The sequence below is a fragment of the Mycobacterium sp. IDUB_28 genome, assembly GCF_055419285.1.
Genome location: NZ_JBVAXK010000006.1, coordinates 346,847 through 372,059, shown reverse-complemented (window position 1 = coordinate 372,059; position 25,213 = coordinate 346,847). Strand labels below are relative to the sequence as shown.

The following is a 25,213-nucleotide window of genomic DNA, read 5'->3' as shown; positions in this document are numbered from 1 at the left end:
CCGCGGCACTGACCGCCTGAACCATCACATCGAAGAATCACACAACGACGTCGTACACCACGTCCGTGGACTTGACCTGCGTCAGGTGCGCCAGGCAAACGGGCGCACACCTACTGATCACTCAGCTCGGCAACCCCGAGAGTCGTCCAACGCCCCTCGACCGGATCTGGCCAAGACGGAAATCTCGTCTCAGAACCGTAGCTTTGGAGTCTGCTGTATCCAGGGAAATATTTACTGAGCTTCGGATCCGGTGACTGTCCCATGGAAGACGGAGTGGATCTTCCTGGCCGACGATCCGTGCCCACATTTTGCCCACACTTTGCCGATAGTTACAGGTATCGGCAGGTGTCAGGAGGTGGGTATTTTTGCAGGTGAGAGTCCGTTGCGCCGCTCTGGCCAGGTGTCTGACGAGAACCACCACTTCTTCTCCGGCTCGGGGTCGAGCTACGTGATCGGCAAGGCCGTGGTCACCGAGGACGAGGACTGGGACTTCTGAGGTAGCTCAGCGCGGGTTCTGCTCGCCCGCCTCGACTGCCACCGAGAGCCTGTTCTGCGGCGGTGCCACCGGGCACGTCGCATAGTCGGTGAAGGAGCAGGGCAGGTTCGCCGCCCGGTTGAAGTCGAGTGTCACCTTGCCGTCGGGTGCCGGTTCGGCGATCGACAGCGACCGGGCGCCCGGGTATGTGGTCACGCCGCTGGTGGCATCGGTGAACAGCACCTGCAGCGCTCCTGAGGCCGCGCCGAACGCGACGAGTTGCTGAGCGACGCCGCCGAGTTCGAAGTCGATGACGCCCACCGCATTGAGACGGTGTTCGAGTCCTTCGACGACGGCGCCGGTCGTCACGGTGCGAGGTTGCTCGTACCGGGTGAATGTGCCTGACACTGACCATCTTTCGTCCGGCGCATAGGTGGGGATGCCGGTGTAGGCCTGCAGGTGCGGCGACTTCGGGTCGTGCACCCGCAACGCGGCCGAACCGGTCCGGCGAATGACTTCGATGCGCCGATCCCCGGCGTCGACGAGCAATCCCGGTGCGCCCTCGACAGGCTCGAGCCGATCGGCGCCGTCGATGCCCTGCACGTACACCGCGTCCGCGTCGGCCTGCCAGCGACCCGGGAGATCCGCGACATCCTGGAATTCCCCGGTGAGCCAATACAACCCGGTGAGGCTCACCCAGCCCAACGGGTCGGCGAAGTAGCGTTCCCGCTCGTCGTGCCAGCGCTGCCAGGCCGCCGCGAAGGTCTCGGTGTTAGGTGTCGCCGTCATATTTCCTCGAACCCGGTGTCTGCCCGGTTCATTCCCCGCGGGTGCTGCTGCCCAGGCCGTCGTCGGCCAGGTAGGTGACCACGTACCACCGGCTGCCCGAGGTGGGATCCTCGTCGGCCGCGGTTGCTCGCTCCAACCGGACGTCGGTCAGCTGGGGATGCTGTGCGCGCACAGCGTCTTCCAGTGCCGCGTGCAGCGCTTCACCGGCCAGCGATGCGCCGGCCGGCGCCCTTCCTTCGCGTCGTGTCCAACTCACGTCCGCTATCTTGCTCCGGCCCGCACTCCTGGGCGCCCGCGACTGCGAAACGCAGGTGTGCAGGTCGTGAACGCCGCGTGAAATGTCGCCGGGGCGTGCTCTCGCCGGTGGCGCCGGCGGCGGGCCGTCATGAGACTGTGGGCGTGAACAATCTGGCGAAACCCACGTTCTCTCCGGTCAGCTTCCTCAATGCTGTGCTGCGGTGGTTGCAGCTCAGCTATCCCGAAGGGGTTCCCGCGACGGATCGCGTCGCGCTGTTCGCGCTGCTGCGCAGCACCCCGCTGACCGAGGAGCAACTCAACGAGGTGGTTGCCCACATCACCGCAGACGGATCGCCGTACCTGGCCGACGGCGTGATCGACCGCACCGAGATCGCCGAATCCATCACCGAGACCACCCACCGCGACGCCGGCCCTGAGAACATCGCCCGAGTGGCCGCCCGGTTGGCTGCGGCCGGTTGGCCGCTGGCCGGCGTCGACGTCAGCGAGGTCGACGCCAGTGACGAATACGGGGAAGCCGCCGAGGCGGCCGCCTCACATGCGTGAGATGTCGATCACGAAGCGGTAGCGTACGTCGCTGGCCAGCACCCGCTCGTAGGCTTCGTTGACGTAATCCGGTGCGATGACCTCGATTTCGGGCGTGACGTTGTGTTCGGCGCAGAAATCGAGCATCTCCTGGGTCTCGGCGATACCGCCGATGTTGGACCCGGACAGGCTGCGCCGCGCCAACGCCAGCCCGAACGCCGGCACCTCCATGGGGTGCTCGGGGATGCCGAGTTCCACCATGGTGCCGTCCACGTCGAGCAGGTTCAGGTACTGGCCCAGGTTGAGGTTCGCCGAGACAGTGTTCAGGATCAGGTCGAAGCTGCTGCGCAACTTCTTGAAGGTCGCCGGATCGGAGGTGGCGTGGTAGTTGCTCGCACCCAGCCGCAATCCGTCTTCCATCTTCTTCAGTGACTGCGACAGCACGGTCACCTCGGCGCCCATCGCCGCACCCAGCTTGACGCCCATGTGGCCCAGGCCGCCCAGGCCGATGATGGCAAGACGCGTGTCCTTGCCGGCCTTCCAGTGCCGCAGCGGCGAGAACAACGTGACACCCGCGCACAACAGCGGCGCCGCGGCGTCCAGGGGGAGCGAGTCGGGAATGCGGACCACGAAGTTCTCGTCGACCACCACCGCCTGGCTGTAACCGCCCTGCGTGGGTGTGCCGTCCTTGTCGATGGAGTTGTAGGTGAAGGTCGCGCCCTTCTTGCAGTACTGCTCGAGCCCGGCCTGACAGCTGCTGCACTGCCCGCAGGAGTTGACCATGCAGCCGACGCCGACATGGTCGCCCACCTTGTGCTTGGTCACCTCGTCGCCGACGGCGGTCACCACGCCGGCGATCTCGTGTCCAGGAACCACCGGGTAGTTGGGTTCGCCCCATTCGGCCTTGACGGTGTGGATGTCGGAGTGGCAGATGCCGGCGAACTTGATGTCGATCGCGACGTCATGCGGGCCCGGGTCACGGCGTTCGATGGTGGTCTTGGTCAGTGGTTCTGTGGCCGACGTGGCGGCGTAGGCGGAAACAGTGCTCATGTGCGGTATCCCTCTTCAGATCTGAGTCTCTCCCGAAAAGCTTAGCTAAGGTAAGGGTTTTTGGCCAACTGGGCTGGGTGGGCGAAGACCGCGATCGGCCCGCATTGGCTCTGCGGTGAGGTCACACGCTTCGCCGCATTTCTGCGCCGTGGGCGCAGCGTCAACGCAGAGACGATTAGTTGATCGGGGCGTTGACCCAGCGCAGATCACTCACGATTCCCCGAGCGGCGATCAGGCCCTGGCCCGTCTGCCAGACCTCGTCGTTGACGACGAAGACCCGGTTGTCGCGGTTGGCGCCCAGCTTGCGCCACGGACCGCTGTCCAGCACGCTGGCGGCGCGGTCGGTGGCCTCCTGCGACGCGAACGACACATAGATGATGTCACCGTCGGCGGCCGACAGGTCCGGATCTTTGGCCAGGTCGGCGTCGGTGGCGCCGAACTCCAGGTAGGGCTTGTCGGTGAATCGCTGCGGTCCGGGCCGGTCCACCTTGACCGCGGCGAGCACGCTGGCCGGGAAGTTGCTGGCGCCGTAGACCCGCAGCGTAGTGGCGGTCAGTTGGACCACCGACACCTGATAGTGGGCCGAGTCGTGCTTGACGCCGACGTCGGTGGCGCGCTGGGTGAAGCCGTCGACCAAGGCGTTCACCGCGCCGCTGCGGGCAGTCGCGGCGCCGACCCCGCGCAGGTTGTCCAGCCAGGCCGCCCCGGGTGCGCCGGTGAACACCGTCGGGGCGATCGCCGCCAACTGCGGATACAACGCCGGCGTCAGCGCGACGGAGCCCAGGATCAGGTCCGGGTGCGCTGCGGCGATCGCCTTCAAGTCGGGCGCACTGCGGGGTCCGACCCCCGGCACGTCGTGCAGCACTTTGCCCAGGTAGGCGGGTTGGTTCGGAACCCCGTCGGGCAACGCGGCGCCGACCACCCGTGATTGCAGGCCCAGCGCGCACAACGCGTCGAGCTGATCACCGGAGAGCACCACGATGCGCTGCGGGTCCGCCGGCACCTTGGCCTCATCCGGGGTGCTGCCCGCGGCGTTGCGCGCCGCGCGGATCGGGGGTCCGGGATCGGGTGCGGCCGCGTCCCGCGCGCACGACTCGTCGGGCTTGCGGTCGTTGCCCAGCACACCGGCGCCGGCGATCTGGGTGGTGGGGTTGACCAGGGATCGCGAGGTCGCGGCAGAGGGATCATCAGCGCCGCAGCCGCCGCAGGTCAGCACGACAGCGGCCAGGATCACGACGGCCAGGCAGGGTCGCGAGCCGCCGGGTTGCATATGTTCGACGTTAACATCCGGCCTGCTCAGAGCAGCCGAGCCGGGTAGTGGACCGAGCGCCGGCGAACCAATTACGACAGTTTGTAGGACCAGACCTTCCGCCAACCTGATCGCGGGCTAAGATTCACGTAAGTACCGGGGATCGCGGCCCGGTACGGATTGTGGGCCCCTGTCCGGATGGATGTTTGGAGGAGCTGTTGACAGCCGAAGCGCCCCCGCGGGCAGAACTCGAGGCCGTCCGTCCCTACCCGGCCCGGATGGGTCCCAAGGGGAACCTCGTCTACAAATTGATCACCACCACCGATCACAAGCTGATCGGCATCATGTACTGCGTCACGTGCTTCGCGTTCTTCCTGATCGGCGGGCTGCTGGCGCTGCTGATGCGCACGGAGTTGGCCGCGCCGGGCCTGCAGTTCCTGTCGAATGAGCAGTTCAACCAGCTGTTCACCATGCACGGCACGATCATGCTGCTGTTCTATGCCACCCCGATCGTGTTCGGCTTCGCCAACCTGGTGCTGCCGCTGCAGATCGGTGCCCCCGACGTGGCGTTCCCCCGGCTGAACGCCTTCTCGTTCTGGTTGTTCCTGTTCGGCGCGCTGATCGCGACGGCGGGCTTCATCACTCCCGGCGGCGCCGCCGACTTCGGCTGGACCGCCTACACCCCGCTGACCGACGCGATCCACTCGCCCGGCGTGGGCGGCGACCTGTGGATCATGGGCCTGGCCGTCGCCGGTCTGGGCACCATCCTCGGCGCGGTCAACATGATCACCACCGTGGTCTGCATGCGCGCACCGGGTATGACGATGTTCCGGATGCCGATCTTCACGTGGAACATCCTGGTTACGTCGATCCTGGTGCTGATCGCCTTCCCGCTGCTGACCGCCGCGTTGTTCGGCTTGGCCGCCGACCGGCACCTCGGTGCCCACATCTACGACCCGGCCAACGGCGGCGTGCTGTTGTGGCAGCACCTGTTCTGGTTCTTCGGCCACCCCGAGGTGTACATCATCGCGCTGCCGTTCTTCGGCATCGTGTCCGAAGTCTTCCCGGTGTTCTCCCGCAAGCCGATCTTCGGTTACACCACGCTGGTCTACGCGACCCTGTCCATCGCAGCGCTGTCGGTTGCGGTATGGGCGCACCACATGTTCGCCACCGGCGCGGTGCTGCTGCCGTTCTTCTCCTTCATGACGTTCCTGATCGCCGTCCCCACCGGGATCAAGTTCTTCAACTGGATCGGCACGATGTGGAAGGGTCAGTTGACCTTCGAGACGCCGATGCTGTTCTCGGTCGGCTTCATGGTGACGTTCCTGCTGGGCGGGCTCAGCGGGGTACTGCTGGCCAGCCCGCCGCTGGACTTCCACGTGACCGACAGCTACTTCGTCGTCGCCCACTTCCACTACGTGCTGTTCGGCACCATCGTGTTCGCCACCTACGCGGGCATCTACTTCTGGTTCCCGAAGATGACTGGGCGGCTGCTGGACGAGCGGCTGGGCAAGGTGCACTTCTGGCTGACGTTCATCGGCTTCCACACCACGTTCCTGGTACAGCACTGGGTCGGCGACATGGGCATGCCGCGTCGCTACGCCGACTACCTGGCCACGGACGGGTTCCAGCCGTACAACGTCGTCTCGACCATCGGGGCATTCATCCTCGGGGCGTCGATGTTCCCGTTCGTCTGGAACGTCTTCAAGAGCTGGCGTTACGGCGAGGTGGTCACCGTCGACGATCCGTGGGGCTACGGCAACTCGCTGGAGTGGGCGACAAGTTGCCCACCGCCGCGGCACAACTTCACCGAACTGCCCCGCATCCGTTCGGAGCGTCCGGCGTTCGAGTTGCACTACCCACACATGGTGGAGCGGATGCGCAAGGAGGCCCACATCGGGCGCCACGCGACTGCCGGTGAGTCGCCCAAGGGATTCGGTCCGCGGACTGAACCGGACCGTGCGACCCCTGAGCAGTAACGGCGGCAGTCCCGGGTGATCTCCACACCCAAGGTGTCGGTGCTGATCACCGTCACGGGCGTCGACCAGCCCGGTGTGACGTCCGCACTTTTCGAGGTGCTGTCCAAGCACGGCGTCGAACTGCTCAACGTCGAACAGGTGGTGATCCGGCGGCGGCTGACGCTGGGTGTGCTGGTCTCGTGCGCGCAGGATGTCGCCGACGGCGCCGCACTGCGCGAGGACGTCGAGGCCGCCATCCACGGGGTCGGACTGGACGTCACGGTCGAACGCAGCAACGACGTACCGATCATCAGCAAACCCTCCACCCACACCATTTTCGTGCTGGGCCGCCCCATCACCGCCGGAGCTTTCGGTGCGGTGGCCCGGGAGGCGGCCACCCTGGGCGTCAACATCGACTTCATTCGGGGCGTCTCCGACTATCCGGTGACCGGCCTGGAATTGCGGGTATCGGTGCCGCCCGGCGCCTTCGCCCCGCTGCAGACGGCCCTGACCGAGGTGGCTGCCGACGAGCGGGTGGACGTGGCCGTGGAGGACTACGGCCTGGCGTGGCGCACCAAGCGGCTCATCGTCTTCGACGTCGACTCCACCCTGGTCCAGGGCGAGGTGATCGAGATGCTGGCGGCCCGAGCGGGTGCGCTGGGCAAGGTCGCGGCGATCACCGAGGCGGCGATGCGCGGCGAACTGGACTTCGCCGAGTCGTTGGAGCAGCGGGTAGCCACCCTGGCGGGCCTGCCGGCCTCGGTGATCGAGGAAGTCGCCGGCCAGTTGGAGCTGATGCCCGGTGCACGCACGACCATCCGCACGTTGCAGCGGCTGGGTTTTCGCTGCGGTGTGGTCTCGGGTGGCTTCCGGCGCATCATCGAACCGCTGGCCGCCGAACTGAAACTGGACTACGTCGCAGCCAACGAGCTGGAGATCGTCGACGGCAGGCTCACCGGCCGAGTGGTGGGGACGATCGTGGACCGGCCGGGCAAAGCCGAAGCACTGCGTGAATTCGCCCAGCAATACGGCGTGCCGATGGAGCAGACCGTCGCCGTGGGCGACGGCGCGAACGACATCGACATGTTGGCGGCGGCGGGAATGGGGATCGCGTTCAACGCCAAGCCGGCGCTCCGCGAAGTCGCCGACGCGTCGTTGAGCCATCCCTATCTGGACACCGTGCTGTTTCTGCTGGGTGTCACCCGCGGGGAGATCGAAGCGGCCGACGCCGTCGACGGCGTGCTGCGTCGCGTGGAGATTCCCGCCGACTAGGTGTGTGCGGAGTCATACCCGCCCGGGGTGCCGGCCTGCTTAACGGATGATAAATTCTTCAATTGTTAAATCGTTAAACTCCGAGCGAGGTCTGGTGTCGCAGCCGTTGTACACGCTGAAGGCAGAGTTCTTCAAGACGCTGGGTCACCCCGCCCGGGTCCGGATCCTGGAGCTGCTCTCCGAGCGCGACCACACCGTGGCCGAGCTGCTGTCCGAGGTCGGCCTGGAAGCCTCCAACCTGTCCCAGCAACTTGCCGTGTTGCGCCGCGCGGGCGTCGTCACCGCTGCCAAAGAGGGCAACAGCGTGACCTACTCGATCACCTCGCCGCTGATCGCCGAGCTGATGGCCGTCGCGAGACGGGTGCTGACCGGGCTGCTCAGCGGCCAGGTCGCCATGCTCGAGGACTTGCGCGAATGAGCTGGCTGGGCAGGATATTTCGGCTGGGCCGGGTCGCCGAATGCGCCGGCCCCCGGCCGGATACACCGGCGGCGCCACCCGCCGGAGTGGCTGGATCGTTGCAGATCCGGCACGTCGACGCCGGTTCCTGCAACGGCTGCGAGGTGGAGATCGCCGGGGCGTTCGGACCGGTCTACGACGCCGAGCGATTCGGCGCCCGGTTGGTGGCGTCGCCGCGGCACGCCGACGCGCTGCTGGTCACCGGAGTGGTGACGCGCAACATGGTCCAGCCGCTGCGCAATACCTTGGCAGCCACGCCGCAACCGCGGGTGGTGATCGCCTGCGGCGACTGTGCCATCAACCGGGGGGTGTTCGCCGACGCCTACGGGGTGATCGGTGCGGTCGGTGAGGTGGTCGCGGTCGACGTCGAAATCCCCGGCTGCCCACCTTCGCCGGACCAGGTGGTCGCGGCCCTGCGGTCGGTGACGGGGCGGTGACGCGACCGTTGTCCCACTCGGGGACGGGTGCGGCCCTCAGTGGTGTGGCGACGGCTGGAATCGGTGCCACCGGGGTGGTGCTGGGGCTGGCCGCGCTGTCCGGCGGGCAGACCCGGGTGCGCGTGCCCTGGCTGCTGCCGCTGTGCGGCGTGGAGTTCGACGTCGGCCGGTTGGGCGGCTACTTCATGGCCCTGACGGGCGCGGTCGCTGTCGGCGTCGGCATCTACAGCATCGGATACCTGCGACGTGAGCGGCTCGGTCGCGTCGCACAGGTGACGCTGCCGCTGTTCGTCGCGACGATGCTGCTGGTGCCTGCCGCGGGATCGGTGAGCACCTTCTTGCTGACCTGGGAGCTGATGGCACTCACGTCGCTGATCCTGCTCGCCACCGATCACCAGCGCGCCGAAGTCCGCTCCGCCGCAGTGTATTACGTGGTGCTGACACAACTCGGTTTCGCCGCGGTGCTGCTCGGACTGATGGTGTTGGGCGCGGCAGCCGGTACGGAGCGGTTCGCCGACATGTCCGGGGTGCCGGATGCGGCACGAACTGCGGTGTTTCTGTTGACGCTGGCGGGTTTCGGTTCCAAGGCCGGCCTGCTGCCGGTGCATGCCTGGTTGCCCCGCGCGCACCCGGAGGCGCCGAGTCCGGTGTCGGCATTGATGAGCGCCGCCATGGTCAACCTCGGTATCTACGGGATCATCCGGATCGACGTGCAGCTACTTGGTCCTGGGCCGCGGTGGTGGGGTGCGACGCTGCTCGCCGTCGGTGCCGTCTCCGCGCTGTACGGGGTGCTGCAGGCATCGGTGGCCGCCGATCTCAAACGCCTACTTGGATATTCGACGATCGAGAACATGGGTCTGGTGGTGTTGGCATTGGGCGCGGCCACCTTGTTGTCGGCGTCCGGGGCAGCTGCTGCCGCCGTTGTCGCGATGACGGCAGCGTTGCTGCACCTGGTGGCGCACGCCGCGTTCAAGAGCCTCGGGTTCATGGCCGCCGGGTCGGTCCTGGTGGCGACCGGTCAGCGCGATCTGGACCGACTGGGTGGCCTGGCCCGCAAGATGCCCTACACCACAATGCTTTTCGCACTGGCTGCGCTGGGCGCGTCCGGTCTGCCGCTGGGTGCGGGATTCGCCAGCGAGTGGCTGCTGGTGCAATCGCTGATCCACGCCCGTCCCGAACACACCTTCCTGGGCCTGGTGACACCGCTCGGCATCGGCGTGGTTGCGCTGACCGCCGGCCTGGGGGTGGCCGCGATGGTGAAGGCGTTCGGCACCGGCTTCCTGGCGAGGGCGCGGTCGGCGGGCGCCGAGCAGGCATGCGAGTCGCCAGTCAGCTTGCTGGCCGGCATGGCCGTCGCAGCGATCGGTTGTGTCGCCGTCGCCGTCGTGCCGTTCATACTCACCGGCACTCTGCAGTCGGTGCTGGACACCATCCCGTCCTTCCGGCGCGCCGACCTCACCGGCCTGGGCGTGGTGCTGCGACTGCCCGGCTTCGGCAGTTCGATCGCGCCCACCCTGCTCGCCGCCGCGTTGGCCGCGGCGGTACTGATCGTGCTGGGCCTGGCCCGCTGGGGATCGCGGCACCGCCCCGAGTCCCGGCAGTCACCGTTGTGGGCCTGCGGATCCGATCAGTTGAGCCCCCGGATGCAATACACCGCAACAGCTTTCGCCCAACCCCTGCAGCGGGTCTTCGAGGATGTGCTGCGGCCCGACACGGGCATCGAAGTGACCCACCTGGAAGAGACCCGCTATCACGTCGAACGCATCGCCTACCGCGCCAGAATCTCCGACGCCATCGAGGACCGGCTGTACGCGCCGGTGTTGGCCGCCGTCACGGCGTGCGCCGAGGCGGTGCGGCGCGCCCACAACGGCAGTGTCCACCGCTACCTGGGCTACGGCGCGTTGGGCGTGCTGGTCATCCTGGTGGTGGCGCGTTGACCGCCGTGACCGCGCTGTCCGTGGCGGCCGGTGCAGCACAGATCGGTGCCGTGCTGGCCGGAGCGCCGCTGGTGCTCGGATTGATGCGCCAGGTCCGGGCGCGATCGGAAGGTCGTTGCGGCGCAGGCGTTCTGCAGCCCTGGCGCGACCTGCGCAAGCTGTTGCGCAAACAGCAGATCACGCCCGAGGGCACTACCTGGGTCTTCGCCTGCGCGCCAGTGGTGTTGGCGGCCACCACCGTGCTGATCGCTGCGATCGTTCCGCTGGTGGCGATGGGTTCGCCGCTGGACCCGGCCGCCGATCTGTTCGCGGTCGTCGGGTTGCTGTTCCTGGGCACCGTCGCCCTGGCGCTGGCCGGAATCGACACCGGCACCGCCTTCGGTGGGATGGGCGCCAGCCGCGAGCTCACTATCGCGGCGCTGGTGGAGCCGACGATCCTGTTGGCCATTTTCGCGTTATCCGTCCCCGCTCATACAGCCAATCTGGGTGCGATCGTCGGCTTCACCCTGGGCAATCCCGGGACGGTGGTGTCGTTGACGGGCGTCCTGGCGTTCGTCGCGCTGGTGATCGTCGTCATCGCCGAGACCGGACGCCTGCCCGTGGATAATCCGGCCACCCACCTGGAGCTCACCATGGTGCACGAGGCTATGGTGCTCGAATACGCCGGGCCCAGGCTCGCTCTCGTGGAGTGGGCCGGCGGCATGCGGCTCACCGTGCTGCTAGCGCTGCTGGCGAATCTGTTCATCCCGTGGGGGATCGCCGGAGAAGACCCGACGCTGCTCGGAGTCGGGATCGGCATCGTGGCGATCAGCGTGAAGGTCGCCGTCGCCGCGGTGGTGCTGGCCGGCGCGGAGGTGTTCATCGCAAAGCTGCGACTGTTCCGGGTTCCTGAATTTCTGGCCGGTTCCTTCCTGTTGGCGCTGTTGGCCGTCTGTTCGGCGAATTTCTTTGCGGCGCAGGGGTGATGACGTGACCGATACTTTCGTCGAGGTGCTCGACCTGGCACCGGGTGGGCTGGTGCTGGCCGCGGTGTTGATCGTCTGGCGACGCGACCTGCGTTCCATCGTGCGGCTGCTGGCGCTGCAGGGCGTCGCGCTCGGCGCCATCCCGGTAATTCTTGCTGTGCGGCAGCATCATTGGGAGCTCCTCGCGGTCGGGGTGGCGCTGATCGCGCTGCGCGGGGTGGTGCTGCCGGTGCTGCTGGCGCGTGCACTGGGCGCCGAGCAATATCACCAGCGTGAGGCGACACCGTTGGTGAACACCACCGCCTCGCTGCTGATGGCGGCGGTGCTGACGGTGATCGCGCTGGCCGTCACCCGGCCACTGGTCGACCTGTATCCCGACGCGGCGGTGTCAACCGCACCGGCCGGATTCGCGGTCGTGTTGATCGCTCTGTTCGTGATGGTCACCCGCCAGCACGCCATCTCGCAGGCCGCGGGATTTCTGATGCTGGACAACGGAATCACGGCGACGGCGTTCCTGCTCACCGCCGGGGTGCCACTGATCGTGGAACTGGGCGCCTCGCTGGATGTGCTGTTCGCGCTGATCGTGCTGGGGGTGTTGACCGGCCGGCTGCGGCGCACCTTCGGCGGTGCCGAACTGGACCGGCTGCAGAGATTGCGAGACTAGATGACGGGCGTGATTCTGGCGCCGATACTGGCGCCCGTGATCGCCGCGCTGATCGCGCTGGTGGGCGGATGGCGGCGGGTCACCGCCGTGCTGACCATGCTGTCCGCCGTGGTCATCCTGGTCGGCGCTGTGACGCTGGCGGTGCTGACCGGTGCCCGACAGCACCTCGCGCTCGGCGGTGTGCTGCGCACCGACGCGTTGTCGCTGACCATGCTGATCGTCATCGGTGTCGTCGGCACCCTGGCCACTTGGGCGAGCATCGGCTACATCGACGCCGAACTCGCCCACGGTCATACCGACCACCGCGACGCGCGACGCTACGGAACCCTGGTCCCGGCGTTCCTGGCCGCCATGGCAGTTGCGGTGTCGGCCAACAACATCGGCGTGATCTGGGTTGCGATCGAGGCAACCACGGTGATCACTGCGTTTCTGGTGGGGCATCGCCGTACCGCCACGGCGCTGGAGGCCACCTGGAAGTACGTGGTGATCTGCTCGGTCGGAATCGCGGTGGCTTTCCTCGGCACGGTGCTGCTGTACTTCGCCGCCCTGCACAGTGGTGCCGACGCGGTGAGCGCGCTGAACCTCGACGTCCTGGCTGCCCTCGGCGCACACCTCAACCCGGCGGTGACCCGCCTGGCCGGCGGTCTGCTGCTGATCGGGTACGGAGCCAAGGTGGGGCTGGTGCCGTTCCACGGCTGGCTGGCCGACGCGCACAGCCAGGCGCCAGCGCCGGTATCGGCGTTGATGAGCGGGGTGCTGCTCTCGGTGGCGTTCTCGGTGCTGATCCGGCTGCGGCCGATCGTCGACGCCGCGGTGGGCCCGGGATTCCTGCGCGCCGGACTGTTGACCGTCGGGCTGGCCACGGTATTGATCGCCGCATTGTTACTCACCGTCGCAACCGATCTCAAACGCATGCTCGCCTATTCGTCGATGGAGAACATGGGGCTGATCGCGGTGGCCGCCGCCGCGGGAACCAAGCTGGCGATCGCCGCCCTGCTGTTGCACGTGCTGGCCCACGGCGTCGGTAAGACGGTGCTGTTCCTGGCCGGTGGGCAGTTGCAGGCCGCGCACGACTCGTCGGCCATCGACGACATCCGTGCCGTGCTGGCGCGGTCCCGGCTGATCGGTCTGGCGTTCGCTGTCGGAATCGTCGCCCTGCTGGGATTGCCGCCGTTCGCGATGTTCGCCAGCGAGGTATCCATCGCCCGGTCGCTGGCCGACGCGCGGCTGTCCTGGGTGCTCGGGGTCGCGCTGCTGCTGATGGTGGTTGCATTCGCGGCGCTGATCGGCAAGGCTCAGCGCATCCTATTGGGCGCGCCGGACCCGGGCGCGCCGCCGATCGCCGTGCCCGCCACGGTTTCGGCCGCCCTGGTCACCGGGATCTTGGTGTCACTGGCGCTGGGCGTGACCGCGGGTCCGCTGACCGGACTGTTCACCACGGCCGCCGGCCAGTTCGGTGTGGGCTGATGCAGCCGCAGAGACTGCGCCGCGAGGTCCCTGCCGGTGAACTGGCGCAAGCCGTAGGGGAGTTGCTGGACAACGGGTTTCGGCTGGCCCTGGTGGCCGCCCACGACGACGGCGACTGCCTGCGCGTGGTCTACCTGTTGCTGGCCGCCCGGCCGGACCGCCGGGTCGAGCTCACCCTGACCACCGGTAAGAACAACCCGTCGGTGCCGTCGCTGGGACACCTGTCCATCCCGGCGGGCCGCTTCGAGCGGGAGATGATGGATCTGTACGGGGTTGTGCCCCAAGGACATCCGCAGCCGCGACGGCTGGTCAAACACGCGCACTGGCCGCAGGACTGGCATCCGATGCGGCGTGCCGCCGGACGGCCACCGGAGTTCGCGACGGTAGGCGGGTTTCCGTTCGTGGACGTCGACGGGCCGGGGGTGTACGAGATTCCGGTCGGACCCGTACATGCCGGCCTGATCGAGCCGGGCCACTTCCGGTTCTCCATGATCGGTGAATCCGTGCTGCGGCTCAAGGCGCGACTGTGGTTCGTACACCGGGGGATCGAAAAGCTCTTCGAGGGCCGGCCCGTCGACGCCGGCGTCGAACTGGCCGGACGTGTCAGCGGCGACAGCGCAGTCGCGCACGCCCTGGCGTACAGCCTTGCGGTGGAGGAGGCGCTGGGAATCGAGGTCCCGCAACCCGTGCACGCGCTGCGCGCGGTGCTGGTCGAACTCGAGCGTCTCTACAATCACGCCGGCGATCTGGGCGCACTGGCCAGCGATGTGGGTTTCGCGCTGGCCAACGCCCATGCCCAGCGCATCCGTGAGCGCCTGTTGCGCATCAACGGACGCGTGGCCGGCCACCGGTTGTTGCGCGGCACCGTCACCCCCGGAGGTGTTGTCCTGCAAGCGCTTCCCGATACCGGGGAATTGCGCGCACTGGCCCGCGAGGTGGCCGAGATCAGCGAATTGACGCTGCGCAACTCCGGGATCTACGACCGGTTCGCCGAGACCGCGGTGCTGGCCGGGGCGGACGCCCGCGCCATGGGGTGCCTGGGATACGTGGCGCGCGCCAGCGGCATCGGCACCGACGCGCGCGTCGATCATCCGACGATGGCATTGCCCGTCACCACGGTGATGCGCACCGACGGTGACGTGCTGGCCCGCTACCTGGTTCGGCGCGACGAGTTCGCGGCGTCGGTCGCGTTGCTCTGTGCCGTGCTCGAGCAGCAGGACGGCCCGCTGCGGTATCAGGCGTCGCTGCCCGAAACCGGCGGCAGCGGCGTCGGGATCGTGGAAGGGTGGCGCGGCACGGTGGTGCACCGGGTCGAGATCGACGCCTCCGCCGGGGCGATCACGCGGTGCAAGGTGGTGGACCCGTCCTGGTTCAACTGGCCGGCCCTGCCGGTCGCGATGGCCGACACGATCGTCGCGGACTTTCCGCTGGCCAATAAGAGTTTCAACCTGTCCTATGCCGGCAACGATCTGTAGCTCCCGGGGAGGGCGACCCGGCAACCGAGGCGGTGCCCCGGTACGGCACCATAATCGGGTGGCCGAACTGGACGCCGATCCCGATCTGCTGATCGACTTCAGGAACGTGTCGCTGCGCCGGGGCGGACGCACGCTGGTGGGCCCGCTGGACTGGGCGGTCGAACTCGACGAGCGCTGGGTGATCATCGGCCCGAACGGGGCCGGCAAGACATCGTTGCTGCGCATCGCCGCCGCCACCGAGCACCCGTCGACCGGTGTCGCGTTCGTGCTGGGGGAGCGGCTGGGCCGCGTCGACGTCTCCGAACTGCGATCGCGGATCGGCCTGAGCTCGTCGTCGCTGGCGCAGCGGGTGCCCGACAACGAAGTGGTGCGTGACCTGGTGGTCTCGGCCGGCTATTCGGTGCTGGGGCGGTGGCGGGAGGCCTACGAGGAGCTGGACTACCGGCGCGCGCTGGACACCCTGGAGAGCCTGGGCGCCGAGCACCTGTCCGACCGCCGCTACGGCACGTTGTCCGAGGGGGAGCGCAAACGGGTGCTGATCGCCCGCGCTCTGATGACTGACCCCGAACTGCTGCTGCTGGACGAGCCCGCCGCCGGCCTGGACCTCGGGGGCCGTGAGGAGCTGGTGGCGCGGCTGACCGACCTGGCCGCCGACCCCGACGCGCCGGCGCAGGTGCTGGTGACTCATCACGTCGAAGAGGTGCCGCCGGGTTTCAGTCACTGCCTGTTGCTGTCGGAAGGGCAGGTGGTCGCCTCGGGTCTGCTGCCGGACGTGCTGACCGCCGAGAACCTGTCCGCGGCATTCGGACAGCGGATCGCGCTGGACGTGGTGGACGGCCGGTACTTTGCGCGCCGGGTCCGCGCGCGAGCAGCCCATCGGAGACAACAGTGAACGAACCACAGGTGCCCCTGACACCGCGCCCGGCGTCGACGGTGATGCTGGTGCGCGATGCGCCCGCCGGCCTGAACGTCTTCCTGATGCGCCGGCACTCGCAGATGGAGTTCGCCCCCGGGGTGATCGTCTTTCCCGGCGGCGGGGTCGACGACCGCGACCGCAACGCCGATATCGGCTGGGCGGGACCGCCGCCGCAGTGGTGGGCCGACCGGTTCGGCATCGCCACCGACCTGGCTGAGGCGCTGGTCTGTGCCGCGGCGCGGGAAACCTTCGAGGAGTCCGGTGTGTTGTTCGCCGGGCCGGCCGACGATCCGGACGGCATCGTCGGCGACGCCTCGGTGTACGGCGACGCTCGTCGTGCCCTGGCCGACCACACGCTGTCCTTCGCCGACTTCCTGCGTCGGGAGAACCTGGTGTTGCGCGCCGATCTGTTGCGGCCCTGGGCGAATTGGGTGACCCCGGAAGCCGAGCGCACCCGGCGCTACGACACCTACTTCTTCGTCGCGGCGCTGCCGGAGGGACAGCGCGCCGACGGCGAGAACACCGAGTCCGACCGGGCCGAATGGGCGCTGCCGCAGGACACCATCGCCGATTTCGAAGCCGGCCGCAACGTGCTGCTGCCGCCTACGTGGACGCAGTTGGACGCGCTGGCCGGTCGGACCGTCGCCGACGTGCTGGCCGTGGAGCGGCAGATCGTCGCGGTCCAGCCGCTGCTGGAAAAGCGCGGCGACAACTGGGTGTTCGAGTTCTTCGACTCCGACCGTTATCACCAGGCACGCACAGCGGGCGGCTTCATGGACTGGCCGCTTTGAGCGAATTCGTGAGCGTGGTGGTCAGTGACGGCTCGCAGGATGCTGGGCTGGCCATGCTGCTGCTGTCGCGGGCACCGACCAACGGGCTGACCCGGCAGGTGTACCGGGAGATCATCGCCGCCGCCGACGAACTGGGCCGCCGCGACGACGTCGCCGCGGTGATCCTGTTCGGTGGTCACGACATCTTCACCGCCGGTGACGACATGCCCGAGTTGCAGACCCTGGACGCCGCCGAAGCCGGTACCGCAGCACAGGTCCGGTGCGACGCGATCGACGCGGTTGCCGCCATCCCCAAACCCACCGTCGCCGCCATCACCGGCTACGCGCTGGGCGCCGGCCTGACGCTGGCCCTGGCCGCGGACTGGCGGGTGAGCGGCGACAACGTGAAGTTCGGCGCGACCGAGATCCTGGCCGGCCTGGTGCCCGGCGGCGGCGGGATGGCCCGGCTCACTCACGTCGTCGGCTCCAGCCGGGCCAAGGAACTGGTGTTCAGCGGGCGTTTCTTCGACGCCGAGGAGGCGCTGGCGCTGGGCCTGATCGACGACATGGTGGCCCCCGACCACGTCTACGACGCGGCGGCGGATTGGGCCAGACGCTTCCTGGACGGTCCGGCGCCGGCTCTGGCAGCGGCCAAGGCCGGGATCAACGACGTGTACGGCGCGCCGTCGGAAGCCGAGCGGTTGGCCGCCGAACAACGCCGGTACGTCGAGGTGTTCGCCGCTGGTCAGGGCGCCCGGACCGCGGGCAGTCACCGCGCCCGTTAGGCTGCCCTGCATGACGAGGAGTACTGAGGTCCCCGCGCCCAATCCGCACGCGACCGCGGAGCAGGTGGCCGCCGCACGTCACGACAGCAAACTCGCCCAGGTGCTCTACCACGACTGGGAAGCCGAGAGCTACGACGACAAGTGGTCGATCTCGTATGACCAGCGCTGCATCGACTACGCGCGCGGCCGATTCGACGCGATCGTGCCCGACGAGGTGATCAACGAGTTGCCGTACGACCGCGCCCTGGAGTTGGGTTGTGGCACCGGCTTCTTCCTGCTCAACCTGATCCAGGCCGGCGTGGCCCGCCGCGGATCGGTCACCGATCTCTCGCCCGGCATGGTCAAGGTCGCCACCCGCAACGGCCAGTCGCTGGGTCTGGACATCGACGGTCGCGTCGCCGACGCCGAAGGCATCCCGTACGACGACGACACCTTCGACCTGGTGGTCGGGCACGCCGTCCTGCACCACATCCCCGACGTCGAACTGTCCCTGCGCGAGGTGATCCGGGTGCTCAAGCCGGGCGGGCGGTTCGTGTTCGCCGGGGAGCCGACCTCGATCGGCAATGTCTACGCGCGCGAGCTCTCCACGTTGACGTGGCGGGTCGCCACCAACATCACCAAGCTGCCCGGCCTGGCCGGCTGGCGGCGACCCCAGGAGGAGCTCGACGAATCGTCGCGGGCCGCGGCCCTGGAAGCGGTCGTCGACCTGCACACCTTCGCACCGGAAGACCTCGAGCAGATGGCCGCCAACGCTGGCGCGGTCCAGGTTGAGACCGCCAGCGAGGAGTTCACCGCGGCCATGTTCGGCTGGCCGGTTCGCACCTTCGAGGCCTCGGTGCCGCCCGGGCGTCTGGGTTGGGGTTGGGCGAAGTTCGCGTTCAACGGCTGGAAGGCGCTGAGCTGGGTGGACGCCAACGTGTGGCGCCACGTGGCGCCGAAGGGGTGGTTCTACAACGTGATGATCACCGGGGTCAAACCCTCCTGAGCCTTTTCGACCTGGACGCCGTCCGTTATCTGCGGTCGGAGTCCGGTGCCGCCGCGCTTGCGGTGGTCGCCGAGCTGGAGTTGAGCGACGCCACCCGGATCACCGATGTCTCCGCGGTGCGCGCCCGCTTCGGTGACCGCGCTGCGGTGCTGGTGGAGACGACGCTGCTGCGCCGCAAAGCGCAGCAGAAGCTGGGCGCGCTGGGCGATGTCGCGGGCTGGCTATGCACCGACGAGGCGTTGCAGCAGGCCACCGCGGCACCCGTCGCGCTGCACCGGGCCGCCCGCCTGGCCGGGCGCGTCGTGCACGACGTGACCTGTTCCATCGGCACCGAGCTGGCTGCTTTGCGCGGTGTGGCGACGCGGGTCATCGGCAGCGACATCGACCCGGTCCGGCTGGCCATGGCCGGCCACAACCTGGGTGAGCACGCCTACCTGTGCCGTGCCGATGCGCTGCACCCGGTCAGCCGCGACGCGGCCGTCGTCGTCGACCCGGCGCGGCGCGGTGGTGGCCGGCGCCGATTCGACCCCCGCGACTACCAACCGGCGCTCGATCAGGTGTTGCAGCGTTACCGCGGCCGGGATCTGGCCGTGAAGTGCGCGCCGGGAATCGATTTCGACCAGGTGGGCCGGCTCGGGTTCGACGGCGAGGTGGAGGTGACCTCCTACCGCGGTTCGGTGCGGGAGGCCTGCCTGTGGTGGGGCGGGCTGGCCGAGGCGGGCGTACGGCGCCGCGCCACCATCCTGGACCGTGCCGAGCAGATCACCTCGGCCGACGCCGACGACTGTCGGGTCCGGCCGGTAGGGCGGTGGATCGTCGACCCCGACGGCGCGGTCGTGCGGGCCGGGCTGGTCCGCCACTACGCCACCCGGCACCGGCTGTGGCAGCTCGACCCCGACATCGCCTACCTGTCCGGAGACCGACTGCCGCCGGGCGTACGGGGGTTCGAGGTGCTCGAACAGGTGGCGTTCGACGAGCGGCAGTTGCGCCGGGCGCTGTCCGCGCGGGACTGCGGCGCGCTGGAAATCCTGGTCCGCGGTGTCGCGGTGGATCCCGACGCGTTGCGCCGCCGGATGCGGTTGCGGGGCGGCGAACCGCTGTCGGTCGTCATCACTCGCATCGGTGCGCGGGCCGGCGGCGCCGCGGTGGCATACGTTTGCCGGCCCTCCCGGTAACGCCGGGTACGCTGACGGCGATTATCTCGATATGGCATCACCGCCATTTTGATCTCGAGGACAGTGACGACGATGCGTTATCTAGTTGCCGCCGCGACGCTGGCTGTCGTGGCGCTGGCGGGCTGGCCGGCCTCCGACACCGCCGCCGCGCCGCCGTCGTGCGCGAGTCTGGGTGGCGCGGTCGAGGGCGCCCAGATCTGCCACATCCACCAGTCCGGTGCCACCTACACGCTGGACCTCACGTTCCCCGTCGACTATCCCGACCAGCAGGCGCTGACCGACTACATCACGCAGAATCGCGACGGCTTCGTCAACGTCGCGCAGGGATCAGGACGGCGCGACCAGCCCTACCAGATGGATGCCACCAACGAGCAGCACAGCTCCGGCCTGCCGCCGCGCACCCGCAGCGTGGTGCTGAAGTTCTTCCAGGACGTCGGCGGGGCCCGGCCGTCCAACTGGTACAAGGCTTTCAACTACAACCTGAACACCAAGCAGCCGATCACCTTCGACACATTGTTTCCGCCGAACAGCAATCCACTGGACGCCATCTTCCCGATCGTGCAACGCGAACTGGAACACCAGAGCGGGATGGGCGGGGGAGTGTCGCCCGGGGCCGGTCACGACCCCACCAACTATCAGAACTTCGCGATCACCGATGACGCCGTGATCTTCTACTTCGCCCAGGGCGAGCTGTTGCCGTCGTTCGCCGGCGCCACTCAGGTCCAGGTGCCGCGCAGCGCGATCCCGCCGCTGGCCGTCTAGGTCCGCGGGAGCCCGGATGGGCCGCGCCGACCAGGGACGATCCCGGGCCTAGGCCGGGTCGAAGGTGTAGACCTGACCGTCGCTGGTGGTAACCACCACGCGGCGGTCCTTACCGACCGCGACCCCGACCGGAGATCCGGTGGCCGCCGGGAGCGGATAGCTGGAAGTCGTGTGTCCGTTGGTCGGGTCGAAGATCAGGACCGACATGCCGGGCTCGCCCTCATGCGGGGCGGTGACCGTGTACGCCACGCTGTCACCGGCCAGCGTCGACGTCGACAGCGGAGTGACATCCTCGCGCCGCCACAGCACCTCGGCGTGCTCGCCGGCATCCCGGAAGGTGACCAGCCGGGCGTCGGGGCCACCGCCGGCCACGATCAGCCCCTGCGGGGAGACCGACGGTGGTGTCTGCGCCAGAAACCCCAGCGGCGCAGACCATTTGGGTTTGCCGTCGGCAGCATGCAACGCCCACAACCGTTGGTCGCGGCCGTTGACGTAGATGGTTGATCCGTCCGCGGACAACACCGGACTGGCCAGCGCGCCACCGCCGACGGCGTCGCTGGTCCACTCCCGGGTGAGCTGCCCCCCGTGGTACTTCAGGCCGACCAGACCCGCTGTGGGAGCTCCCGGCTGCCACACGCCGATCACCACCGTCTCGGTGGCCGCGGAGAACGCGGGAGCCGCCGCGACCGGGCAGGCCGGGCGGGCCGGGGCGCAGTCGGCCAGCCCGCGTGTGGCGTCGGCGGGGTCGACACCCTCCACCAGATCCAGCGAGCTGCCGACCACGGCGCCCCGATGGGTGTCGAAGACCAGCAGCTGGCCCAGGTGGGTGCTGACCAGCAGGTGGCCGTCACCCAAAAGTCTTGGGGTGTTGGGCATTCCGATGACAGGTTCGCGCCAGCGAGTCCACTGCGTCGGCGGAAAGGAGATGATCGCGCCCGGCTGACCGACGTACAGGTTGTCGAAGCTGTCGAAGAGCGGCCCGCCGAAACCGCCACCCTGGATCAGCCGGATGCACCAGCGCTGGCGCCCGTTGCCGATTTCCCACTCCATGACGGAGCAACCGCCGGGTGTCTGCGCATTCAGGGCGAGAAAGCCTCGCGCACCCAGTGCCGGACCGGCTGCCAAGCTGCCCTTGACCGAACGGGTCCAGCGCAGGCTGAGCTTGGTGGCACCGGCCGTCGCGGTGTAGCTGCTGTTGGCGGCGTCGCCGTACTGCGCGGGCCAGCCCGGTGCGGGCGCTGCGTTCACCCACGAATCGGTATTGCCGCATCCGCCGAGGCCGATGGTGAGCACGGCTGCTGCAACGATTGCCAGGAGACGTCGGACGAGCACTCTTTCCTTTCGGCAATCCTTCAGTGGCAAGCAGAGACCGAGTACAGGTGAGGGTAACCCGTAACTCCACGGGTAGGCTTTCGGGCCATGACGAGCATGTGGGGAGCTCCGCTGCACCGCCGGTGGCGTGGCGCCCAGCTTAGAGACCCCCGCCAAGCCAATTTCCTGACGCTGGCGTCGCTGAAATGGGTGTTGCGCAACAAGGCCTACACGCCGTGGTACCTGGTGCGGTATTGGCGGCTGCTGAAGTTCAAGCTGCAGAACCCGCACATCATCACCCGGGGGATGGTGTTCCTGGGCAAAGGTGTGGAAATCCACTGCACGCCCGAGCTGGCCCAGCTGGAGTTCGGCCGGTGGGTGCACATCGGCGACAAGAACACCATCCGCGCGCACGAAGGATCGCTGCGGTTCGGCGACAAGGTGGTCCTGGGACGCGACAACGTCATCAATTGCTACCTGGACATCGAGCTCGGCGAGTCCGCGTTGATGGCCGACTGGTGTTATGTCTGCGATTTCGACCACCGGATGGACGACATCACGCTGCCGATCAAGGATCAGGGCATCATCAAGTCGCCGGTGCGCATCGGACCGGACACCTGGGTGGGGGTGAAGGTTTCGGTGTTGCGCGGTACCTCTGTCGGACGGGGTTGTGTGCTGGGTTCGCATGCGGTGGTGCGCGGCGTCGTCCCGGACTATTCGATCGCAGTCGGCGCCCCGGCCAAGGTGGTCAAGAACCGGAAATTGTCGTGGGAGACCTCTGCGGCGCAGCGCGCCGAACTCGCTGCCGCCCTCGCCGACATCGAGCGTAAGAAGGCGTCGCGCTAGTCCGGGTTGCCGCGGTTGCGGTGCCGCCCGCCATGCTGTTCGATCAACGGTGGTCGAATCGACAACAGATGACGGGAGCGCCAATGAAGACGCCGACCATTGCGGTGCTGAGTGCGGCCGCGGCGATAGCCCTTGGCGCGTTGGTCCCCGCGTGTGACAGCAAGGACGAAAAGGCGCCGGCTTCGTCGACGACCACATCGGCCGCCGGCTCGGGCAGCGCCAGTTCGTCGCCCGCTGCGACGTCGGGCACGGTCGCGCCCACCGACTACACGAACTTGCTGGTACCGCTGAGCGACCTACAGGCGCTCTCGGGTGACCCGCTCGAGGTCGGGCAGCCGCCCACCCCGTCCAGTGGTAACCCCGGCGTGGACGGCACGTTCCGGAATGCCAAGGGCGACAACATCATCAGTGTCAGCATCGCCGTCCTGCCGGATGCTGCGGCTGCGGTCGAAGCGATGAACGGCACGACGGGGACGCTGAACAACTGGGTGATCGACGGCACCCCCCAACCCGTGGCGGTCGGTAACGGCGGGACGGTGGTGCTGGGCACCTCGCCGGACAAATCCAAAGCCGTGACGCTGCTGGTGTTCACCGAAGGCAAGGCGTCCGTCACGCTGCATTTCGAAGGTCCCCCCGGCGACGCCGCACCTGTCGATTTCGCCACCGCGGTGGCGCAGAAGCAGGACGCGACCATCAAGAAGAACCTGCCGGCCTGACCACGGCCGGATTTCACTGGGGCTGGTCGTCGATTTCGAAGTTGAAGTTGACCCGGGGTCCGGGCACGTCGGTGACCACCACGTTGACGCCGAATGTTCTGTTGCCGTTGATGAGTTGGCACCGCAGTTTGGTGCCGACCAGACCCTTCAATTCCTCGGGACACGTGACCGACTCGTTGCGTTGCTTGTTGCGGATCATCTTGGCGACCCGATCCTGATCGATTGATTTCAGGAAGTGGTAGATCACCGTCTTGCCGTCGATGTTGGTGACGGTGGCGGTGACGTTGACCTCGTCGGGTGGGCCGTCGATCTTCATCTTGCATTTGACCTGTGCCCCCACCTTGGCCGGCAGACCGGCCGGACAGGCCACCGCCTGCGGCTTGTCGGTGCTGGAGTCGGTCATGTGCGATGCGATCTCGTTCTCCAGCACATGCCTGTCCACCTCGCGAGCGCGCGAGTCACCGTCAGAGGAGTGGCAGGCGCCTGCGCCGAGCACCAGACCGGCTGCGGCGCCAGAGACGATCAACATCCGACACAGCGACTGGCTCATACCACCCTCCGGGGTCTGGCGACCGTTGAAACCGTGAACCGGCTGATAATGGCACGGCGCACAGCCTTTGCCCAAGCCTTCAGCTGATGTTGCTGTAACGGCGCAGCGCCTCGGTCCGTTCGGCGGCATGGTCGACTATCGGTTCGTGATAGCTGGCCGGGCGGTCCCCCTTCCGCAGATGCGCATCGGCCGCGGCATCCAGCTCAGGCACCCAGCGGCGGATGTAATCGCCTGCAGGATCGAACTTTTCACCCTGGGTGGTGGGATTGAACACCCGGAAGTAGGGGGCGGCATCGGTGCCGGAGCCCGCGCACCACTGCCACCCGTGCTGGTTGTTGGCCATGTCGCCGTCGACGAGTTGCTCCAGGAACCAGGCCGCGCCCCACTGCCACGGCAGGTGCAGATCTTTGACCAGGAAGGAGGCTACGATCATCCGCGCCCGGTTGTGCATGAACCCGGTCTCGCGCAACTGCCGCATCGCGGCATCGACCATCGGGTATCCGGTCCGGCCGGCTTTCCAGGCCTCGAACCGGCGCTCGGCCTGAGCGTCGGTGTCGGTTTGGATGGCGTCGAAGTCGCTGTTCCAGTTCCACCAGACGCTGTGCGGCCAGTGATGCAGTACCGCGGCGTAGAAATCCCGGAACGCTAACTCCCGCAGGTACGCTGAGTCGCCTTTACGGCGCAGGTTCAGATCCGCGACCATGGTCCGGGGGTGGATGGTGCCGAACTTCAGGTGCGCCGACATCCGGCTGGTGCCGGGCAGATCCGGCCGGTTGCGATCGGTCTCGTAACGCGAAATGCCGTCGTCGATGAATGCCGACCACTGCGAGAGTGCGGCCGCTTCACCGGCTTTCAGGTCGAGTTCGACGCCGCGGTCCGGAATCTCGCACGTCCTGATCTTGACTGCCGACGGGTCGAGCCAGTGTGCGGATTCGGCACCGGTTCTGGCTGGGTCCCGCCATCCCGCGTCGCGCCACCGGCTGAAGTACGGGGTGAACACCTTGTACGGGGTGTCGTCGTCCTTGGTGATCCGTCCGGGCGAGACGAGATACGGAGATCCCGTGGCCACCAGCGGAACCGAATCCAGTGCAGCGCGCACCTTGTCATCGCGGCGGCGGCCGAACGGCGCGAAGTCTTCGGTGATGTGTACTGCGGAGGCATCGATCTTCGTGACGATCTCGGGAATTCGCTGCTCCGGCCGGCCGCGCACCACCAGCAGGCGACCGTCGAGGTCGCTGCTGAGCTGTCGCAGTGAGTCGCCGAGGAACTGCAGCCGGCGCGGCCCGGAGGATGCCTCCAGCCGGGGATCGAGCACGAAGCAGGCGAGCACCTCGCCGGCCGCGTCGTTCTGGGCCGCGGCGGCCAGTGCCGGGTGATCGCGCAGCCTCAGGTCCCGTCGAAACCACAACAGGGTGGGCATGA

At 67.9% G+C, this 25,213-nt stretch carries 25 protein-coding genes and 1 pseudogene; 19 read left to right on the top strand and 7 right to left on the bottom strand.

From position 1 onward, the window contains the following. Window positions 1-403 precede the first annotated feature (403 nt). Window positions 404-496: pseudogene (locus ACZYZ9_RS15695) on the top strand (hypothetical protein); the annotation flags it as partial. Window positions 497-502: 6 nt separating this feature from the next. On the opposite strand, the gene ACZYZ9_RS15690 reads toward ACZYZ9_RS15695, so the two are convergent. After that, the gene (locus tag ACZYZ9_RS15690) at window positions 503-1,264 is read right to left on the bottom strand and encodes a DUF1684 domain-containing protein (protein WP_463827157.1); all 762 of its coding nucleotides are present in this window, start codon (window positions 1,262-1,264) and stop codon (window positions 503-505) included. 28 nt (window positions 1,265-1,292) lie between these two features. Next, window positions 1,293-1,520, bottom strand: coding sequence for a hypothetical protein (locus ACZYZ9_RS15685; protein WP_463827156.1), 228 nt, complete (start codon window positions 1,518-1,520; stop codon window positions 1,293-1,295). A 152-nt stretch (window positions 1,521-1,672) separates the two neighbouring features. Between ACZYZ9_RS15685 and ACZYZ9_RS15680 the strand changes: the two genes are divergently transcribed. Beyond that, window positions 1,673-2,065 (top strand): DUF3349 domain-containing protein, encoded by a 393-nt coding sequence (locus ACZYZ9_RS15680; protein ID WP_463827195.1) that lies wholly within the window; start codon window positions 1,673-1,675, stop codon window positions 2,063-2,065. On the opposite strand, the gene ACZYZ9_RS15675 is transcribed toward ACZYZ9_RS15680, so the two are convergent. Continuing rightward, window positions 2,054-3,094, bottom strand: a complete 1,041-nt coding sequence (locus ACZYZ9_RS15675; protein WP_463827155.1) for an NAD(P)-dependent alcohol dehydrogenase — start codon at window positions 3,092-3,094, stop codon at window positions 2,054-2,056. The genes ACZYZ9_RS15680 and ACZYZ9_RS15675 overlap by 12 nt on opposite strands. A gap of 175 nt (window positions 3,095-3,269) precedes the next feature. Continuing rightward, window positions 3,270-4,364: an iron-siderophore ABC transporter substrate-binding protein gene (locus ACZYZ9_RS15670; RefSeq protein ID WP_463827154.1), complete on the bottom strand. Its 1,095-nt coding sequence runs from the start codon at window positions 4,362-4,364 to the stop codon at window positions 3,270-3,272. A 197-nt stretch (window positions 4,365-4,561) separates the two neighbouring features. On the opposite strand from ACZYZ9_RS15670, the gene ctaD reads away from it, so the two are divergent. From ctaD to ACZYZ9_RS15595, 15 genes are all read left to right on the top strand, one after another. Beyond that, window positions 4,562-6,322 (top strand): aa3-type cytochrome oxidase subunit I, encoded by a 1,761-nt coding sequence (gene ctaD / locus ACZYZ9_RS15665; protein ID WP_463827153.1) that lies wholly within the window; start codon window positions 4,562-4,564, stop codon window positions 6,320-6,322. A gap of 15 nt (window positions 6,323-6,337) precedes the next feature. After that, the gene (gene serB / locus ACZYZ9_RS15660) at window positions 6,338-7,573 is read left to right on the top strand and encodes a phosphoserine phosphatase SerB (protein WP_463827152.1); all 1,236 of its coding nucleotides are present in this window, start codon (window positions 6,338-6,340) and stop codon (window positions 7,571-7,573) included. Between the two features lie 94 nt (window positions 7,574-7,667). Beyond that, the gene (locus tag ACZYZ9_RS15655; protein ID WP_463827151.1) at window positions 7,668-7,991 is read left to right on the top strand and encodes an ArsR/SmtB family transcription factor; all 324 of its coding nucleotides are present in this window, start codon (window positions 7,668-7,670) and stop codon (window positions 7,989-7,991) included. Then, window positions 7,988-8,467: an NADH-quinone oxidoreductase subunit B family protein gene (locus tag ACZYZ9_RS15650; RefSeq protein ID WP_463827150.1), complete on the top strand. Its 480-nt coding sequence runs from the start codon at window positions 7,988-7,990 to the stop codon at window positions 8,465-8,467. The genes ACZYZ9_RS15655 and ACZYZ9_RS15650 overlap by 4 nt, the downstream gene beginning before the upstream one ends. Continuing rightward, a complete protein-coding gene (locus ACZYZ9_RS15645) occupies window positions 8,464-10,404 on the top strand; it encodes a proton-conducting transporter transmembrane domain-containing protein (protein ID WP_463827149.1) in 1,941 nt (646 codons plus the stop codon). The genes ACZYZ9_RS15650 and ACZYZ9_RS15645 overlap by 4 nt, the downstream gene beginning before the upstream one ends. A gap of 14 nt (window positions 10,405-10,418) precedes the next feature. After that, window positions 10,419-11,369 (top strand): respiratory chain complex I subunit 1 family protein, encoded by a 951-nt coding sequence (locus ACZYZ9_RS15640; RefSeq protein ID WP_463827194.1) that lies wholly within the window; start codon window positions 10,419-10,421, stop codon window positions 11,367-11,369. Between the two features lie 4 nt (window positions 11,370-11,373). Continuing rightward, window positions 11,374-12,033, top strand: a complete 660-nt coding sequence (locus ACZYZ9_RS15635) for a hypothetical protein (RefSeq protein WP_463827148.1) — start codon at window positions 11,374-11,376, stop codon at window positions 12,031-12,033. After that, on the top strand, window positions 12,034-13,500 hold the full coding sequence (locus ACZYZ9_RS15630; protein ID WP_463827147.1) for a proton-conducting transporter transmembrane domain-containing protein: 1,467 nt from the start codon (window positions 12,034-12,036) through the stop codon (window positions 13,498-13,500). Further along, a complete protein-coding gene (locus ACZYZ9_RS15625) occupies window positions 13,497-14,975 on the top strand; it encodes a hydrogenase large subunit (protein WP_463827193.1) in 1,479 nt (492 codons plus the stop codon). The genes ACZYZ9_RS15630 and ACZYZ9_RS15625 overlap by 4 nt, the downstream gene beginning before the upstream one ends. Window positions 14,976-15,033: 58 nt before the next feature. Beyond that, entirely contained in the window at window positions 15,034-15,867 is an 834-nt protein-coding gene (locus ACZYZ9_RS15620) for an ABC transporter ATP-binding protein (protein ID WP_463827146.1), read from the top strand. Then, complete coding sequence (locus ACZYZ9_RS15615) at window positions 15,864-16,682, top strand: NUDIX hydrolase (protein WP_463827145.1); 819 nt, start codon at window positions 15,864-15,866, stop codon at window positions 16,680-16,682. Before ACZYZ9_RS15620 ends, ACZYZ9_RS15615 begins: the two co-directional genes overlap by 4 nt. Further along, the gene (locus ACZYZ9_RS15610; RefSeq protein ID WP_463827144.1) at window positions 16,679-17,446 is read left to right on the top strand and encodes an enoyl-CoA hydratase; all 768 of its coding nucleotides are present in this window, start codon (window positions 16,679-16,681) and stop codon (window positions 17,444-17,446) included. The genes ACZYZ9_RS15615 and ACZYZ9_RS15610 overlap by 4 nt, the downstream gene beginning before the upstream one ends. Window positions 17,447-17,456: 10 nt before the next feature. After that, window positions 17,457-18,431, top strand: a complete 975-nt coding sequence (locus ACZYZ9_RS15605; protein ID WP_463827143.1) for a class I SAM-dependent methyltransferase — start codon at window positions 17,457-17,459, stop codon at window positions 18,429-18,431. Beyond that, window positions 18,389-19,606, top strand: a complete 1,218-nt coding sequence (locus tag ACZYZ9_RS15600) for a class I SAM-dependent methyltransferase (RefSeq protein ID WP_463827142.1) — start codon at window positions 18,389-18,391, stop codon at window positions 19,604-19,606. The genes ACZYZ9_RS15605 and ACZYZ9_RS15600 overlap by 43 nt, the downstream gene beginning before the upstream one ends. A 72-nt stretch (window positions 19,607-19,678) precedes the next feature. Beyond that, complete coding sequence (locus ACZYZ9_RS15595) at window positions 19,679-20,368, top strand: esterase (protein ID WP_463827141.1); 690 nt, start codon at window positions 19,679-19,681, stop codon at window positions 20,366-20,368. A 48-nt stretch (window positions 20,369-20,416) separates the two neighbouring features. On the opposite strand, the gene ACZYZ9_RS15590 is transcribed toward ACZYZ9_RS15595, so the two are convergent. Continuing rightward, complete coding sequence (locus tag ACZYZ9_RS15590; protein WP_463827192.1) at window positions 20,417-21,676, bottom strand: outer membrane protein assembly factor BamB family protein; 1,260 nt, start codon at window positions 21,674-21,676, stop codon at window positions 20,417-20,419. A 111-nt stretch (window positions 21,677-21,787) separates the two neighbouring features. On the opposite strand from ACZYZ9_RS15590, the gene ACZYZ9_RS15585 reads away from it, so the two are divergent. Together ACZYZ9_RS15585 and ACZYZ9_RS15580 are read left to right on the top strand one after the other, a co-directional pair. Next, the gene (locus tag ACZYZ9_RS15585) at window positions 21,788-22,525 is read left to right on the top strand and encodes an acyltransferase (protein WP_463827140.1); all 738 of its coding nucleotides are present in this window, start codon (window positions 21,788-21,790) and stop codon (window positions 22,523-22,525) included. 83 nt (window positions 22,526-22,608) lie between these two features. Then, on the top strand, window positions 22,609-23,241 hold the full coding sequence (locus ACZYZ9_RS15580) for a hypothetical protein (protein ID WP_463827139.1): 633 nt from the start codon (window positions 22,609-22,611) through the stop codon (window positions 23,239-23,241). Between the two features lie 13 nt (window positions 23,242-23,254). Here ACZYZ9_RS15580 and ACZYZ9_RS15575 read toward each other — a convergent pair whose 3' ends face one another. Both ACZYZ9_RS15575 and ACZYZ9_RS15570 read right to left on the bottom strand, forming a co-directional pair. Then, entirely contained in the window at window positions 23,255-23,791 is a 537-nt protein-coding gene (locus tag ACZYZ9_RS15575; RefSeq protein ID WP_463827138.1) for a DUF4333 domain-containing protein, read from the bottom strand. A gap of 79 nt (window positions 23,792-23,870) precedes the next feature. Further along, a complete protein-coding gene (locus ACZYZ9_RS15570; protein ID WP_463827137.1) occupies window positions 23,871-25,211 on the bottom strand; it encodes a cryptochrome/photolyase family protein in 1,341 nt (446 codons plus the stop codon). Window positions 25,212-25,213: the final 2 nt, after the last annotated feature.

Coding starts and splice junctions, on each gene's coding strand:
- ACZYZ9_RS15675 (WP_463827155.1), bottom strand. CDS start 3,094: ATGAGCACTGTTTCCGCCTACGCCGCCACGTCGGCCACAGAACCACTG.
- ACZYZ9_RS15650 (WP_463827150.1), top strand. CDS start 7,988: ATGAGCTGGCTGGGCAGGATATTTCGGCTGGGCCGGGTCGCCGAATGC.
- ACZYZ9_RS15690 (WP_463827157.1), bottom strand. CDS start 1,264: ATGACGGCGACACCTAACACCGAGACCTTCGCGGCGGCCTGGCAGCGC.
- ACZYZ9_RS15670 (WP_463827154.1), bottom strand. CDS start 4,364: ATGCAACCCGGCGGCTCGCGACCCTGCCTGGCCGTCGTGATCCTGGCC.
- ACZYZ9_RS15630 (WP_463827147.1), top strand. CDS start 12,034: ATGACGGGCGTGATTCTGGCGCCGATACTGGCGCCCGTGATCGCCGCG.
- ACZYZ9_RS15580 (WP_463827139.1), top strand. CDS start 22,609: ATGAAGACGCCGACCATTGCGGTGCTGAGTGCGGCCGCGGCGATAGCC.
- ACZYZ9_RS15595 (WP_463827141.1), top strand. CDS start 19,679: ATGCGTTATCTAGTTGCCGCCGCGACGCTGGCTGTCGTGGCGCTGGCG.
- ACZYZ9_RS15605 (WP_463827143.1), top strand. CDS start 17,457: ATGACGAGGAGTACTGAGGTCCCCGCGCCCAATCCGCACGCGACCGCG.
- ACZYZ9_RS15585 (WP_463827140.1), top strand. CDS start 21,788: ATGACGAGCATGTGGGGAGCTCCGCTGCACCGCCGGTGGCGTGGCGCC.
- ACZYZ9_RS15570 (WP_463827137.1), bottom strand. CDS start 25,211: ATGCCCACCCTGTTGTGGTTTCGACGGGACCTGAGGCTGCGCGATCAC.
- ACZYZ9_RS15575 (WP_463827138.1), bottom strand. CDS start 23,791: ATGAGCCAGTCGCTGTGTCGGATGTTGATCGTCTCTGGCGCCGCAGCC.